This window comes from Thermomonas sp., assembly GCF_029945965.1.
Taxonomy (GTDB): domain Bacteria; phylum Pseudomonadota; class Gammaproteobacteria; order Xanthomonadales; family Xanthomonadaceae; genus Thermomonas.
In genome coordinates this window covers 84,682-99,252 of the sequence record NZ_JAQSDO010000012.1, presented here as the reverse complement: position 1 = coordinate 99,252, position 14,571 = coordinate 84,682, and the positions used below count along the sequence as shown (strand labels likewise).

At 64.0% G+C, this 14,571-nt stretch carries 13 protein-coding genes and 1 tRNA gene; 8 read left to right on the top strand and 6 right to left on the bottom strand.

Going from position 1 to position 14,571, the window contains the following annotated elements; all coding sequences use genetic code 11:
* The first annotated feature begins 127 nt into the window (after positions 1-127).
* The gene (locus tag PSV05_RS05535) at positions 128-1,297 is read left to right on the top strand and encodes an efflux RND transporter periplasmic adaptor subunit (protein ID WP_300062699.1); all 1,170 of its coding nucleotides are present in this window, start codon (positions 128-130) and stop codon (positions 1,295-1,297) included.
* Positions 1,298-1,300: 3 nt separating this feature from the next.
* Entirely contained in the window at positions 1,301-4,435 is a 3,135-nt protein-coding gene (locus PSV05_RS05530) for a multidrug efflux RND transporter permease subunit (RefSeq protein WP_300062696.1), read from the top strand.
* A 163-nt stretch (positions 4,436-4,598) separates the two neighbouring features.
* Here the strand turns inward: PSV05_RS05530 and PSV05_RS05525 are convergent, their stop codons facing one another.
* Positions 4,599-4,994, bottom strand: a complete 396-nt coding sequence (locus tag PSV05_RS05525) for a phasin family protein (RefSeq protein WP_300062693.1) — start codon at positions 4,992-4,994, stop codon at positions 4,599-4,601.
* Positions 4,995-5,149: 155 nt separating this feature from the next.
* Positions 5,150-5,710 carry an RNA pyrophosphohydrolase gene (locus tag PSV05_RS05520; protein ID WP_345782239.1) on the bottom strand — a complete coding sequence of 187 codons (561 nt, stop codon included), beginning with the start codon at positions 5,708-5,710 and terminating at the stop codon, positions 5,150-5,152.
* Positions 5,711-5,845: 135 nt separating this feature from the next.
* Between PSV05_RS05520 and PSV05_RS05515 the strand changes: the two genes are divergently transcribed.
* Positions 5,846-5,922 (top strand) — tRNA-Met (locus PSV05_RS05515).
* Positions 5,923-6,002: 80 nt separating this feature from the next.
* Complete coding sequence (gene queD / locus PSV05_RS05510; protein ID WP_300062690.1) at positions 6,003-6,356, top strand: 6-carboxytetrahydropterin synthase QueD; 354 nt, start codon at positions 6,003-6,005, stop codon at positions 6,354-6,356.
* Positions 6,357-6,391: 35 nt separating this feature from the next.
* Here queD and PSV05_RS05505 read toward each other — a convergent pair whose 3' ends face one another.
* The 4 genes from PSV05_RS05505 to PSV05_RS05490 form a co-directional block, all read right to left on the bottom strand.
* Positions 6,392-8,668, bottom strand: a complete 2,277-nt coding sequence (locus PSV05_RS05505) for an ATP-binding protein (protein ID WP_300062687.1) — start codon at positions 8,666-8,668, stop codon at positions 6,392-6,394.
* The gene (locus tag PSV05_RS05500; protein ID WP_300062684.1) at positions 8,665-10,362 is read right to left on the bottom strand and encodes an EAL domain-containing response regulator; all 1,698 of its coding nucleotides are present in this window, start codon (positions 10,360-10,362) and stop codon (positions 8,665-8,667) included. The genes PSV05_RS05505 and PSV05_RS05500 overlap by 4 nt, the downstream gene beginning before the upstream one ends.
* Before the next feature lie 50 nt (positions 10,363-10,412).
* Positions 10,413-10,709, bottom strand: coding sequence for a hypothetical protein (locus PSV05_RS05495; protein WP_300062681.1), 297 nt, complete (start codon positions 10,707-10,709; stop codon positions 10,413-10,415).
* 82 nt (positions 10,710-10,791) lie between these two features.
* Positions 10,792-11,373, bottom strand: a complete 582-nt coding sequence (locus PSV05_RS05490) for a DUF4126 domain-containing protein (RefSeq protein ID WP_300062679.1) — start codon at positions 11,371-11,373, stop codon at positions 10,792-10,794.
* Positions 11,374-11,469: 96 nt separating this feature from the next.
* Here PSV05_RS05490 and PSV05_RS05485 point away from each other — a divergent pair, with 96 nt between their 5' ends.
* The 4 genes from PSV05_RS05485 (at position 11,470) to PSV05_RS05470 (ending at position 14,569) form a co-directional block, all read left to right on the top strand.
* The gene (locus PSV05_RS05485; protein WP_300062676.1) at positions 11,470-12,201 is read left to right on the top strand and encodes a DUF6776 family protein; all 732 of its coding nucleotides are present in this window, start codon (positions 11,470-11,472) and stop codon (positions 12,199-12,201) included.
* Positions 12,202-12,270: 69 nt separating this feature from the next.
* Complete coding sequence (gene erpA / locus PSV05_RS05480) at positions 12,271-12,660, top strand: iron-sulfur cluster insertion protein ErpA (RefSeq protein ID WP_300062673.1); 390 nt, start codon at positions 12,271-12,273, stop codon at positions 12,658-12,660.
* Between the two features lie 16 nt (positions 12,661-12,676).
* Positions 12,677-13,651: an NAD(+) diphosphatase gene (gene nudC / locus PSV05_RS05475; protein WP_300062670.1), complete on the top strand. Its 975-nt coding sequence runs from the start codon at positions 12,677-12,679 to the stop codon at positions 13,649-13,651.
* Positions 13,652-13,660: 9 nt separating this feature from the next.
* Positions 13,661-14,569 (top strand): hypothetical protein, encoded by a 909-nt coding sequence (locus PSV05_RS05470; protein WP_300062667.1) that lies wholly within the window; start codon positions 13,661-13,663, stop codon positions 14,567-14,569.
* Positions 14,570-14,571 lie beyond the last annotated feature (2 nt).

Below are 14,571 nucleotides of genomic sequence, written 5' to 3'. Positions count from 1 at the left end.
GGAAAGGCGACTCTGACCCCACTTTTTGGAAGCACTGTTTCATGCCGCACACGACTTCCGGCACACAAGTTATGGGCGGCAATTAAGCTAAACTCGCCAGTCCAGAAATTGCCCTGAAGATATCGCCATGAACAGATTGCGCATGCGCGTGTCACTCGCATTTGTCGTTGTCGCAGCCGCCAGCCTGGCGGTGTCCGGGTGCCAAAAAGAGACCGGACAGGCCGGCGCCAACACGCCCACGCCCGAAGTTGGCGTGGTCACCCTGCAGCCCGCCACCATTACGCTGCAGCAGGAACTGTCCGGGCGGCTGTCGCCGTTCCGCAGCGCCGACGTGCGTGCCCGCGTGGCCGGCATCGTGCAGCGCCGGCTGTATGAAGAGGGTAGCGACGTCGGCCAGGGCCAAGCCTTGTTCCAGATCGATCCGGCGCAGCTGCAGGCCTCGCTCAGCGCCGCCCAGGCTGGCCTGGCGAGTGCCCAGGCCAATGCCGCCAATGCCCATTCCAGCGCGGCGCGCGCGCGCCAGCTGGCGCCGGCAAAGTTCATCTCCGCGACCGACCTGGACAATGCGTTGGCCACCGAGCGCACCGCCACCGCAGCGGTGCAGCAGGCGCTAGCCGCGGTGCAGGCTGCCCGCATCAACCTGGGTTACGCCACCGTGCGCGCGCCGATCGCCGGCCGCGCAGGCCAGCAGCAGGTCACCGAGGGTGCGCTGGTCGGCGAGGGTGGTGCCACCTTGCTGACCACGGTCGACCAGATCGATCCGCTGTACGTGGAATTCTCGATTGGCGTTGACGACCTTGCCAAACTGCGTGCGCTGGCCGAAGGCAGTGGTGCGCGCGAGGTCAAGGTCAAACTGGCCGATGGCAGCTTCTATCCGCAGCCGGGCAGCCTGGATTTCGCAGGCGATGTGGTTGATCCGACGACCGGTGCAGTCGCCATGCGTGCGCGCCTGCCAAACCCCAACCACCGGCTGCTGCCGGGTACATTTGTCACCGTGCAAGCCTCGCTGGGCGAGCAACACGATGCATTCCGGGTGCCGCAGGTTGCGGTGCAACGCGATGGACAAGGTGCCTATGTGCTGGTGATCGGCCAGGATGGAAAAGTCGCGCGCAAGGGCATCACCGCCAACTTGATGCAGGGCAGTGACTGGATCGTCAGTGGCGGCGTCGCGCCCGGCGACCAGGTGATCGTCTCCGGCCTGCAGCGCGTGCAGCCCGGGCAGGCCGCGAAGATCGCGGCATCGCCTGATGCGTCGCAGCCTGCGCCGGCGGCGCCCAGCAATGCGCCGAAGGGCTGAGCCGTGTCGAAATATTTCATCGAACATCCGGTCTTCGCCTGGGTCATCGCAATCTTGATCGTGATCGCCGGCACACTGGCGATCGGCGGTCTTGGCGTCGAGTCGTATCCGAACATCGCGCCGACCCAGGTCAACGTCAACGCGACCTATCCGGGCGCCAGCGCGCAGACCACCGAGAGCGCGGTCACCCAGATCATCGAGCAGCAGCTGACCGGCATCGACAACCTGGACTACTTCAGTTCCTCGTCGAGTTCCAATGGCGGTTCGTCGATCAACCTGACCTTCAAGCCAGGCACCAGTCCCGACATCGCCCAGATGCAGGTGCAGAACAAGGTCGGCCAGGCGACGCCGCGCCTGCCTGGCGACGTGGTCCAGCAGGGCGTGACCGTGTCCAAGGCCAATGCCGGCTTCCTGCTGGTGGTGGCGCTCAAGTCCAGCAATCCATCGATCGGCAAGGACGAGCTGGCCGACCTGAACGCCTCACGCGTGCTCGACCAGGTCTCGCGTGTGCCCGGCGTCGGCAGCACCCAGCTGTTCGGCGGCCAGTATTCGATGAATATCTGGTTGAACCCTGACAAGTTGCGCGCGTATGGCCTGTCGGCCTCGCAGGTGCTGGCCGCGGTGCGTGGACAAAACGTGCAGTTCTCCGCAGGTTCGGTCGGTGGCGAGCCCTCGCCGGATTCGCAGATGTTCACCGCATCGGTCGCTGCCGAGGGCCGCTTCAGCGAACCGCAACAGTTCGAATCGATACTGCTGCGCACCGACGCCAGTGGCGCCGCGGTGCGGCTGAAGGATGTGGCGCGAGTGGAATTGTCTGGCTCCGCGCATGCCTTCGACCTGCGCTGGAACGGCCAGCCGGCTTCGGGTTTTGCCGTGCAATTGGCGCCCGGTGCCAATGCGCTGGAGGTGGCCGCGGCAGTGAAGGCCAAGATGGCCGACCTGCAGTCCAGTTTCCCGAGCGGAGTAACCTGGTTCACGCCGTACGACAGCTCCGATTTCGTCCGGGTCTCGGTGCAGGAAGTGGTCAAGACTTTGGCGGAAGCCATGGTGCTGGTATTCCTGGTGATCCTGCTGTTCCTGCAGAACCTGCGCGCCACCCTGATTCCGACCCTGGTGATCCCGGTGGCGTTGCTCGGTACGTTCCTGGGCATGTACCTGATCGGCTTCACCATCAACCAGCTCAGCCTGTTCGGCATGGTGCTTGCGATCGGAATCGTGGTCGATGATGCGATCGTGGTGATCGAGAACGTCGAACGCATCATGACCGAGGAAGGCCTGTCGCCGTACGAGGCCACCCGCAAGGCGATGGGCCAGATCAGCGGCGCGGTGATTGCGATCACCATTGTGCTGGCGGCAGTGTTCATTCCCAGCGCATTGCAGGCCGGCAGCGCCGGCGCGGTCTATAAGCAGTTCGCGTTGACCATCGCGATGGCGATGGTGTTCTCCGCGTTCCTCGCGCTCGGCTTCACGCCTGCGCTGTGCGCCAGCCTGCTCAAGCCCAGCGTTCACCACGAAAGCCGCAATCCGATTTTCCGTGGCTTCAACCGCGCATACGAGCGGGTATCGAAGACGTACGTTGGCCACATCGGAGGCGCGATTCGGCATGCACCACGCTGGATGGCCGTCTTCGCCGGGCTGGTGGTGCTGCTCGGCTTCCTGTTCTGGCGCATGCCCGGCAGCTTCCTGCCCGAGGAAGACCAGGGCAATGCGCTGGTGATCGTGCAACTGCCGCCAGGCGCCACCTTGCGCCGTACCAACGAGGTGTTCGAGCAAGTGCGCGCGGTGGTCGACAAGCAGGAAGGCGTCACCGGCATGATGCAGGTGGCCGGCTTCAGCTTCGTTGGCCAGGGCGAGAATGTCGGAATGGCCTTCATCAAGCTGAAACCCTGGAACGAACGCAAGATCACCGCCACCGAGTTCATCCAGAACACCAACAAGGCGGTGTCGGGCATCCGCGACGCACAGATTTTCGCGCTCAACCTGCCGACGGTGAATGGCCTTGGCCAGTTCGGTGGCTTCGACATGTACCTGCAGGACCGCAGCGGGCAGGGCCGCGAAGCACTCGGTGCCGCGTTGGGCACGTTGATGGCCAAGGCCAGCCAGGACAAGACCTTGGTCGGCGTGCGCCCGAACAGCCTGGCTGATGCGCCACAGCTCAAGCTAGACGTGGACCGTGTGCAGGCGCAGGCGATGGGCTTGTCGGTCGGCGATATCTACAGCGCGATCCAGCTGATGCTGGCGCCGGTGTACGTCAATGACTTCATCCAGGCCGGCCGGGTGAAACGGGTCACCATGCAGGCCGACGGGCCATTCCGCACCGGTGCCGAATCACTGTCGCATTTCTACACACCGTCGAAAATGCTGGACGCGCAGGGCGTACCGGCGATGATTCCGTTGTCAAACGTGGTGCACTCGAAATGGCAGGTCGCCTCGCCCTCGTTGACCCGCTACAACGGCTTCGCCGCGGTCGAAATCGTCGGCTCGCAGGCGCCCGGCAAGAGTTCGGGGCAGGCGATGGACGCGATGCAGAAAATCGTGGATCAGGACCTGCCGCAAGGCTTCGGCTACGACTGGGCCGGGCAGTCGCACCAGGAAATCCTGTCCGGCAGCCAAACCACGATGCTGATGATCCTGTCGATTATTGTCGTGTTTTTGTGCCTGGCCGCGCTATACGAAAGCTGGTCGGTGCCGGTGGCGGTATTGCTGGTGGTGCCGGTGGGGATTCTCGGTGCGGTGACGTTTTCGATGCTGCGCGGTCTGCCCAACGACATCTATTTCAAGATCGGCATGATCACGGTGATTGGTTTGGCTGCGAAGAACGCGATCCTGATCGTCGAGTTCGCGATCCAGGAACGTGCAACCGGCAAACCTCTCGGTGCCGCGATCATCGAAGCGGCCAAGTTGCGCCTGCGACCGATCCTGATGACATCGCTCGCCTTCATCATGGGCGTGCTGCCGCTGGCGATCTCCACCGGCGCCGGCGCGAACGCACGCCATGCGATCGGCACAGGTGTGATCGGCGGCATGTTGTTCGCTACCTTCCTCGGTCTGTTGTTCATCCCGGTGTTCTACACAGTGGTCAGGCGCGTGCTGGGCGACAAGATGGACGAGGCGCCGAAGCTTGAAAAGCGCAGCTGACCATTACCCGATGTGGCCTTCGGGCGCCGTCATCGGTCGGTATTGATCGGTCGTTTCTAATCGATGCTGGCCAAGCAAGCGGACAACAAAAACCCCGGCAGCTTGCGCTGCCGGGGTTTGTCTTGCGAACCGCGTCTGGCTGACCGACGCGATGAACTGTTTCTTACTTGGCAGCCTTGGAAGCAGCCTTGGTCACATTCTCAACCTGGGCCTTGGCCTGGGCGGTAGCGGACTCGAACTGGCCCTTGGCCAGCGAGCCGATGGCTTCGTTGGTCTTGACCGTGTTGGCGATCACTTCTTGCATCGTGCCCATGCTGCGCTCGGTGCTGGCGCGGGCGATCTGCGCACCCTTCGGCATCACTTCCTTCAGGCCGTCGAGATCACGCACGTTGGTCAGCTCGCCCCAGAAGGCGAACGCAGCGGTGGTGTTCTCTTCGATAGCGGCCAGCTGCAGGCCAAAAGCCTTCTGGGCGTTCTCGAGGGCCAGACGGTTGACGTTGGCGGCAACATCGGCGAACTGGGCAGTGGTCTTGGTGAATTGGTCGTTGAACTGGTTCATGGCGGGTCTCCTGCGACTTCCGGCAGGGAATGCCGGTATTTGTGCGATGCAGCATAACCCCAAAAATGTTGCGATGCAACATCGAACAGACAAGCGACTTCTATTCGTTCAGGTTCAATGGAATCAGGAGCTTAGGGTTTCGTCGGCACGGAATGTCAGCCGCGGCGCCCGGTCTCGCGATAAGCCGGATGCCTCACCAGCACAAGCTCATCTGCAGGCGCTGGTACCGCCATGATGCCTGCCACCGCACGCGCGAACGGCGCCAGATGTCCCAATGCGCTGGCATAGACGCTGCGCTTGAAGGTCACCACGTGCTGCATCGGATACCAGAAATCGACCCAGCGCCAGCCGTCGAATTCGGGTTTGTCGGTCAGGTCCAGGCGCAGATCGGCGTCCTGGCCGCGGAAGCGCAGCAGGAACCACACCTGTTTCTGGCCGACGCAAAGCAAGCGCTCGTGGCGGCGGATCGCGCGTGGTGGCAGCCGGTAGCGCAGCCAGCCCGGGGTGGTGCCGAGCACGTCCACGTGGTCCGGCAGCAGGCCGGTTTCCTCGCGCAGCTCACGGTACATCGCCTCCAGTGGGGTCTCGTCGGTATTCATCCCGCCTTGCGGGAACTGCCAACCATCCCGATGCACACGACGTGCCCAGAACACCCGGCCATCCTCGTGCATCAGCACGATGCCCACGTTGGGGCGGAAGCCGTCCGGATCAATCACGATGCGGACTCCAGCATATTCACTGGTTCCGACTCTGCCACGTGGTGCGCACGTGGGGCAAGCGGCCGAGGCGAGCAATCCGGTCAAGGATTGACGCCTTCGCGTCATCCGTGAATAATTCGCGGTTATTCGCGTGGCTATGTAGCTCAGCTGGTTAGAGCGTGGCACTCATAATGCCGAGGTCGGTGGTTCGAGTCCACCTATAGCCACCATTCGCGGATTTGCCGATCAACCCGCCTGCCGGCGGGTTTTTCGTTTCCGCCCCTCACTAAGTTCACGGCAGACGAATCGCATGGACATCTTCAAGACCTTCACCCTGGAAGCCGCGCACCGGTTGCCGAACGTGCCGGCGGGCCACAAGTGCGCTCGGCTGCATGGCCATTCGTTCCGGATCGAGCTGCATGTTTCCGGCGAGCCGGGTGCCGATACCGGCTGGGTGATGGATTTCGCCGACATCAAGGCCGCATTCAAGTCGCTTTACGACCAGTTGGACCATCATTATCTCAATGATATCAACGGTCTGGAAAACCCCACCAGCGAGCGCTTGGCGATGTGGATCTGGGATCGTCTCAAGCCGGCGCTGCCATTGCTGAGCGAGGTGGTGGTACATGAAACGTGTACGTCGGGCTGCCGCTACCGCGGTTGATGCGGCGGGATGGCTGACGGCCGTCAGTGTGACCCTTAGTGTGGACCCATGGGGAGTTTCGACTGTAGTGCGCTGCGCACCTGGGCAAATTCGGTGACGATGCGCGCCACCATCGTTTCAGGTTTCTTCATGGTGCCGTCGCGTGCGCCCTCTTCCAGATCACGGGCAGCTTCCGATAGCGTAGTCGCGCCCACGTTCGCGCTGGAGGATTTCAAGGTGTGCGCAGCGACCCGCAAGGCGATCGGATCGCCGCCGACTGCGGCGCGCTCAAGTTGCGCGATCAACCGCGGCGCATCTTCCAGATAGACCGCGATGATCTTGTCGACCTCGCTGCCCAGCACGTCGCGCAGCTCGTCGAGGATGCTGGCATTCAGCACGGGCGGTGAGCGCACGGCGATTTCCTCCGGCGCCGGCAGGGTTTCCGGCACCTGCATCCTGACTCCGTTCCAGCGGGTGATGCAGCGTTCCAGGTCGCTGCGCGTTACTGGTTTGGCCAGGTAGTCGTCCATGCCGGCGTCCAGGCACTTCTGGCGATCGCCAGCCATCGCGTTCGCGGTCATCGCCACGATCGGCAAGCGCTCCTCGGGCTTGCGCTCCTGCTCTAGTTCGCGCCAGCGGCGGGTGGCCGAATAACCATCAAGAACCGGCATCTGGCAGTCCATCAGCACCAGGTCGTAATGCTCGGCCTCCATCCTTTCCAGCGCGACCTGGCCGTTGCCGGCGGTCTCGCACTCATAGCCCAATACCTGCAGCAGGCGTTGCGCCACCATCAGGTTCACCGGGTTGTCTTCGACCAGCAGGATCCGGGTCTTGTCAGGGGATTTGTCGGTGCTTTGAATTGCAGGTGCCGCCGGTTGGAGGTCGTGGCTGGCCCAGGACACGCCAGATGCGGACAACACTGAACGCAGGTCGGCATCCGGCGCGTTGCGCGGGATCACGATGGCTGCTGGTGGCAATTCAACCGAGGTGGTGTCATCACCACGCAGGTAGACCAGCCTTGCCGCGCCGTATTGCGCCTTGCGCTGCAGGTTGCGGGAGAGTGCAACAGCTGTGCTGCGGATCGAGGACAGGTCTGCAAGCACGACCGAATATGACCAGGGCTCTCCCTGCACGGTCGCTTGCCTGAGTCGTTCAAGTGCGTCCTGGGTATTTTCCACCGTGGTGACCCGCATACCCCAGTTCGGCAGCAGCATGGTCAGACGCATGCGCAGGCGCTGGTCGGTGGTCAGCAGGAGCACCCGCCCGCCATGCACGTCGGCTTGCTGCGCAGGCATGTCGCCCTGGACCTTGAGTAATGGAATCTCGAACCAGAAGGTCGACCCGCGGCCCTGCTCGGATTCAACGCCGATGCGTCCGCCCATCAGGGTGACGATGCGCCGGCAGATCACCAGCCCCAGGCCGGTGCCGCCGTACAGGCGCGTGGTCGATGCATCGGCCTGGCTGAAGGCCTGGAACAGGCGCTCCTGCGCATCCGCATCGATGCCGATGCCGGTATCACTGACTTCAAAGCGCAACTGATGCTGCGCCGCGGTTTCGCGCTGGCGCTTCACGGTCAAGGTCACGCCGCCGTGCTCGGTGAACTTTACCGCGTTGCTGATCAGGTTGCTGAGGATCTGGCGCAGGCGGACCGGATCCCCGCGCACCGGAAGCCGCACGCCCTGCTCCAGATTCAGGGTGAGGTGCAGGCCCTTGGCCTCTGCTGGCCGCTCCATCAGCGTGATCACGCTCTCCAGCAATTCGCGCAGGTTGAACGTGGTGGTCTCCAGGTCGAGTTTGTCCGCCTCGAGCTTGGAGTAGTCGAGGATGTCATCGACGATCCGCAACAGCTGGTGCGACGATGAAAACGCGGTGCGCACCAGTTCCAGCTGGTCCGCCGGCAGGCGCGAATGCATCAACAGGTCGAGCATCGGCACGATGCCATTGAGCGGCGTGCGGATCTCATGGCTCATGGTGGCGAGGAACTCGCCCTTGGCCATCACCGCTGATTCGGCGGCCTGCTTGGCGATCGTCAACTCCTGCTCAAGCATGGTATGCCGGCTGATCTCCTGTTGCAGCGCGGTGACCTCGGCCTCGCCGAGGCGGCTACGTTCGTTTTGATCGCGCAGCACGCGCTCACGCCGGTTCACCGCGATGGTGACCGCGATCGACGCAAACAGGGCCAGCAGCGCCATCACCAGTGCCGCGCCCTGCATTTGGCCGGTGTAAACGCCAAACCGATCCAGCGCGAGCAACAAGGCCGCGCCCGCAGCCGCGCCAAGCGCCAGCCAGCGTGCAGTCAGCAGGTTGAAGACTTTGGTATCGTCGTCGCTCACAGGGTTGCGGACTTGAAGTCGAAATCGAGGGCGTGTTCGGCACGTTTTACCAGATTGCCCTGGATGAAATCGATTCCCCCCATCCATAGCGCGGCGGCAGCCTGCGGATCCTCGACCGCCTGTCCGATCACTTGCAGGCCAAGCCGATGCGCGCGTTCGATGATCTCGCGCATCTCGTCGCGCAATTCGTCCGGCAGCGGGTTCTTCGCGAAATCCGCGGACAACCGTACGTAGCCCAGTGGCAATTGCTGCAGAAGCGCGTTGGCGTCGGTACCGTGACGGTACTGGCTGAGGCAGAACTGCACGCTCGCGGGCACCATTTGCTCGCAGAACTGGCGCAACATCATTGAATGCACCAGCGCCTCTTCAAGCCGCAAGTCGATGACCAGTGACGGACCGTCGACGCCCGCGCTTTCCAGCGCCGCTGTCAGCCATTCGGCGTGGTTGTCCTGACCAAGTGTGCGCGGGGACTGCGACACGAACAGGCGCACCGGCCGGCCTTCAGCGCGCCGCCGCTGCATCACTGCAAGCGACTGCTCCATGGACCAGCGATCCAGTTGCGGCATCATTCCGGCCGAATTGGCAGCAGGGATGAATTCGCCGGCAAGGTGTTCTGCCCCATCGCTGCCCTGCAATCGCAGCAACACCTGGAACTGGGCATCGTCGCCACCGGCCACCGCCACTACCGGCTGGAAGGCGAGTTGCAGGCCCTCGCCATCAAGCGCGGCTCGGAGCTCGCCCAGTAAGCCATCGTCGCCGTTGTCAGGCTTGTCGGGTGGCGCGTAAGCGGCCACGCTGATCGGCAATGCGCGGGCATCGCGTGCCGCTTCCTCGACGGCCGCCAGCACGCTGCCGGCATCGGCGAAACCATGCGAAAGATGGGCATGGCCAATGGTGCTGCGCAGGCGCAAGGATTCGTTGCCTGCGCTGAAATCGTGGTAGCCGAGCCCGTCGCGCAGGGTGCGCGCGTAGGCGTCCATCTGGCCGGGATCTTGCTGCGCCAGTACGACCAGAAAGGCGTTGTCGCTGAGCCGCGCGACCGCATGGGTGCTGGCGATCTCTCCCAGGTGGCGGCCGGCGTCATTCATCAGTTTCTCGAAACCGGCGTAGCCAAAGCGATTGCGCAGGGCGGCGGAATTGCCGACTTCGACCAGTAGCACGCCGCCCGCGCCGGTCGGCAGTTGCGCGGATAGTTTCTGCATCAGCACGGGACGCGTGTACAGCCCGGTGACTGGATGGTGCTCGGGTTCGGCGGCAACCACCTGCCTGCGCTGCGCAGCACGCGAGCGAAGAACCCGGCTCCGCACCGCCGCGATCAGGTGGCGTGGCCGAACCGGTTTGAGGATGTAATCGTCGGCGCCATTTTCCAGCACGTCCATCTTCTGCTCGGGATCCTGGTCGCCGGTCAGGAACACCACCGGTACATCCGAAAACCGCGGGTGCTCGCGGATCTGGACAGTCAGCGAGGTACCGCTGGTACCGGGCATGTGCAGGTCCATCAGCACCAGGTCCGGGTCGAAATCCTCCAGCATCGCCATCATCTGCTCGGGCACGGCGACCACCTTCGGCGCCATGCCGGCGCCACGCAAAATGGCTTCGGCGAACATCGCCTGGCTGCGGTCGTCCTCGACGATCATGATCCGGAACGGATCGGCCGGTGCACTGGTCGTGGTCTCGTCATCTCCGGTTTGCATATTGATCGATTCTGCCTCGTCAAGGTTTGAAAGGTTTTCGGGTAGTGCGGTCAGCGCATCCCCGCCTGTAACAGCATCTGCATGGTTTGTACGGAAGACGGCATGTTGGCTGCGGCAGTGGCGGTATGCAGCGATTGCATCAGCGGTTCGATCATCCGTGCCAGTGCAGGTTGCATGCTGTTGGCGGCGGAATGCAACTGGCCTACGTCTTCATTGATCACGCGCAACGCGTCTGGGCGCCAACCGAGGTTGCGGTGGCTGCGCAGCTGGTTCTCGGTCTCGACCAGCCGATGGCGCAAGCGCTGGAGCAATTCCGGTGCGCGCAGATCCGTGGCTGAAAGCGTCATGAAGCCCCCTGCGGGCATTCGAACAGGTTGGTCCCCGTCCCAAGTGTGACGCAAAACAGGCTGTGCGGCGGCCATGTGCAGGCTAGCCGGGCTGGACCCTGGACGTGCGCCGGAACAGTTTGCGCCAGAGCCACCATACCGATGCCGCGAACAGCAGGCTGATCCCGACCACGCTGACCAACGCCAGCCATGGATGGCTGAACGCCAGTGCCAGGCCGCCAATCACCGCGACATCCTCGGTGACCGAGGCGGTCCAGTTGCTGATCGGTTCGGGCGATGTGTTGAGCAATGCGCGCGATCCCGACTTCAATAGATGGCTGGTCAGTGCCACACCGGCGCCGGTCGCCAGCATGCCGGCGCCCAGATGGCCATCGGGCGACATCGCGGCCGCGGCCAGGAATGCTCCCGCCGGCACCCGCAGCAGGGTGTGCAGCAGGTCCCAGACCGAATCCACGCCCGGTATCTTGTCGGCGAAGAATTCCGCCACCGCCAACGTGCCGGACACGCCAAGCACCCAAGGCGACTGCGCGGCCTGCATGGCCTCGGGCAATTGCAGCCAGCCGAAGAATCCCGCAAGACCAAGTCCGAATACGGTCAGGTACACGCGCATGCCGGCCAGCCAGGCCAGCAGCACGCCAATGGCGAACAGGTGTTCGGGCTGCATCCGGCGACTCCCCGGCGCCCGGCATTGGCGCCACCGGGCCAGTCTATACGGCAGTGCGGCTTGACGCGGGATGAAAACCCGGGCGTCATCCAGCGTATGCAACCTGATCAAACCGCCTGTTTCGATGGGCCGCGCCGCGCGCGTGGCAGCGGTCATCCGCGTCTGGGATTCGTGCTGGTCCTGCTGGCCGCGCTCGCACTGGGCGGCTGGGGGGCGTGGCGCACGTTCGCGCCGCAGCCGGCCAATGCCGGCGAACAGCTCAAGGCACAGGCCCGCCGTGTCGACCAGTTGGAGCAGCAGGTTGCGACCCTGACCCGTTCCGACCAGATCAGCCGCCAGGCCAACAGCGAACTGCAGGGCACGCTGGCCGAACGTGACGAGGAAATCGCCAGCCTGCGCGCCGATATCGCCTTCTACGAGCGTTTCGTCGGCGCCACCGGGCAACGCCGCGGGTTGAGCGTGCATGAGCTGAAACTGGTGCCGCAACGCGACCCGCAGCTGTGGCACGTGGTTGCCACCCTGACCCAGAACATGAATCGCGGTGCAGTCAGCCGTGGCCGCCTGGAATTGGTGGTGGAGGCCAGCGAGGCCGGGCGCATGCACAAACTTGATTGGGCCGAACTGCGCCAGCAGAAGGACGCGCCGGGGCTGGATTATTCATTCAAATATTTCGAACAGGTCGAAGGCGACATCGTGTTGCCCGTGGGTGTGAAACCGGTGCGGGTGATCGCGCGGCTGATGCCGGACAATGGCGCGGCGGTGGAGCAGAGCTTCACCTGGGGCGAAGCGGTTTCCACATTGCCCGGCGCTCGCGCAGAAGCGCGCTAAGCGCGCTTGGTACCCGGGGAAGCACGCGCGCTGGTTGAATCGGGGCAGCCGGCCCCCCATGCTGATGGCATGGAAACCACTCGCATCGACCTGCCCACTATTGGTCAAGCTGGCCAGGCACCACCACCACCGCCGCCGCTGGAGTTCACCACAGCCGCTGCGGCCAAGGTGCGCCAGCTGATCGCCGAAGAAGGCAATGCCGCGATCAAGCTGCGTGTCTTCATCCAGGGGGGCGGTTGTTCCGGGTTCCAGTACGGGTTTGAATTCGATGAAGGCCAGAACGAGGACGACTTCGCCATCGTTACCGACGGCGTCACCCTGCTGGTCGATCCGCTCAGCCTGCAATACCTGGCGGGTGCGATCGTCGACTACAGCGAATCGCTGAGCGGCGCGCAGTTCGTGATCCGCAACCCGAATGCCAAGACCACCTGTGGCTGCGGCTCCTCGTTCACCATGTGAGATCGTGTGAGGCCGTGTGAGCAGTCCTGTGAGTAATGGCGACGCCAGCCCGTTTGCTTTCGTCGATGGCGCGCTGGACCGCGCCGACCTGCTGCGTGCCGATGCCGATGCATTGCATGCGCTATGGCAAAAGTCGTGCGTGATCGTGCTGGATGCGGATGGCCGCGCACATGCCGATGTCGACGGCAGCTTGCGCGTATTGCCAGGCGCTGAAGTCGCTGGCGGACCTGGCATCACCACCTTCCTGGGCTTGCGTGATGGCCAGGGCTGGTTTGCTGCCGACGCCGACACCCTTGCAATCCAGTCGCCGCAACGCATCGACCTGCGCACAGCCGCCGCACGTTGGCCGGCGTGGCAGGCCAGCACGTTCGCGCAGGCGCGCGCACTCCAGCATTGGCACCAGCGCCATCGTCATTGCAGTGCCTGCGGCGGCGCGATGCAGTACGTGCGTGCCGGCTGGCTGGGTCTGTGCGATGGCTGCGGCAGCGAGCATTACCCGCGCACCGATCAGGCGGTGATCGTCGCGGTTGGCGATGGTGAGCGCCTGCTGCTCGGCCGCCAGGCCAGCTGGCCGCCTAGGCGCTGGTCGGTCGTGGCCGGGTTCGTTGAGCCTGGCGAAACCCTGGAGATGGCAGTCGCCCGCGAAGTCATGGAAGAAACCGGCGTGAGCGTGCGCACATCGCGCTATCTCGCCTCGCAGCCGTGGCCATTCCCGGGTTCGCTGATGCTGGGCTTCATCGCCGATGCCGACCCTGATGAACCGGTCATTGGCGACGAACTGGAAGACGCGCGCTGGTTCACTGCTGATGAAGTGCGCGCCGGCCTGGTCGGCGATTGGGCGCATGCCGATGACGGGGGTATAGGTGAGGACGACGGCATCGTCCTTTCATCGCCGATATCAATCGCCCGCCACGTGATTCGTGCGTGGCTGGAGCATCACGATGCGACGTGCCTGGCAGATGGCGCGGCAGATGCGGGCCTCGCAACGTAGAATCGGGGCATGGCTGCCACCCTGATCGCCGTCGTCGTCGCACTCGCCATTGGCCACCTGCTGCCGGACCTGGCCGCGGGCATACGCCAACATGGGTGGTACGACAACTGGCTGCGCTGGCTCAACGCGCAATTCCCGGAAGACAGTTTCTGGCGTGGTCGCTTCGGCATCACGCTCGCGCTGGTGGTGCCGTTGCTCGCGGTCGGCCTGATGCAACTGGCGCTCGACAAGTCGCTGTGGGGCTTCGTCGGCCTGCTGTTCGATATCATCGTGTTGTTCTATTGCTGGGGCCCGCGCGACCTCGACCTGGACGTCGCCGCGGTCCTGGATGCGCCCGACGCCGCCACTCGCCATGCCGCCGCCGCGCACCTGTGGCCGCCAAATGGCACGGTCCGGTTGGATGGCGGTGCCTTGATCGAAGCCGTGTTCCGAAATGCCCTGCGGCGCTGGTTCGGCGTGCTGTTCTGGTTCTGGGTGCTGGGTCCGTTCGGTGCCTTGCTGTACCGGCTGAGCGTGCTCGCTGCGGAACGCGATGAAGACATGCTGCCGTCCGACACCTCTGAGGGCGCACGCACATGGCTCGCCATCCTGGAATGGCCGGTCAGCCAGTTGATGACCCTGTCGCTGGCACTGGTCGGCAATTTCGATGCCGTGGTCGGTGCCTGGCGCGACTTGGGCAAGCCCAGCCTGCTGCTCAACAACGGACTGCTGGAAGCCGCCGCGCGCGCCAGCGTGCGCAGCGAGATCGCCGAAGAAGTGGGTGACTATTCGGAATCTGGCATCCCGACGGCAACCGCGTTGGTCGAAGTGTTCGGCGAGCTACCAGAACTGCGCGATGCCATCAGCCTGGTGTGGCGGATCCTGATCTTGTGGCTGGCGATCATCGCGTTGTTCGTGATTGCGGGCTGGGTCGCCTGACG

What these genes read in the sequence shown, in the direction of transcription:
- PSV05_RS05490 (WP_300062679.1), bottom strand. Translation starts at nt 11,373, where the DNA reads ATGCAGCCCGAACACCTGTTCGCCATTGGCGTGCTGCTGGCCTGGCTG.
- PSV05_RS05495 (WP_300062681.1), bottom strand. Translation starts at nt 10,709, where the DNA reads ATGACGCTTTCAGCCACGGATCTGCGCGCACCGGAATTGCTCCAGCGC.
- PSV05_RS05535 (WP_300062699.1), top strand. Translation starts at nt 128, where the DNA reads ATGAACAGATTGCGCATGCGCGTGTCACTCGCATTTGTCGTTGTCGCA.
- PSV05_RS05500 (WP_300062684.1), bottom strand. Translation starts at nt 10,362, where the DNA reads ATGCAAACCGGAGATGACGAGACCACGACCAGTGCACCGGCCGATCCG.
- erpA (WP_300062673.1), top strand. Translation starts at nt 12,271, where the DNA reads ATGGAAACCACTCGCATCGACCTGCCCACTATTGGTCAAGCTGGCCAG.
- PSV05_RS05485 (WP_300062676.1), top strand. Translation starts at nt 11,470, where the DNA reads ATGCAACCTGATCAAACCGCCTGTTTCGATGGGCCGCGCCGCGCGCGT.
- queD (WP_300062690.1), top strand. Translation starts at nt 6,003, where the DNA reads ATGGACATCTTCAAGACCTTCACCCTGGAAGCCGCGCACCGGTTGCCG.
- PSV05_RS05470 (WP_300062667.1), top strand. Translation starts at nt 13,661, where the DNA reads ATGGCTGCCACCCTGATCGCCGTCGTCGTCGCACTCGCCATTGGCCAC.
- PSV05_RS05525 (WP_300062693.1), bottom strand. Translation starts at nt 4,994, where the DNA reads ATGAACCAGTTCAACGACCAATTCACCAAGACCACTGCCCAGTTCGCC.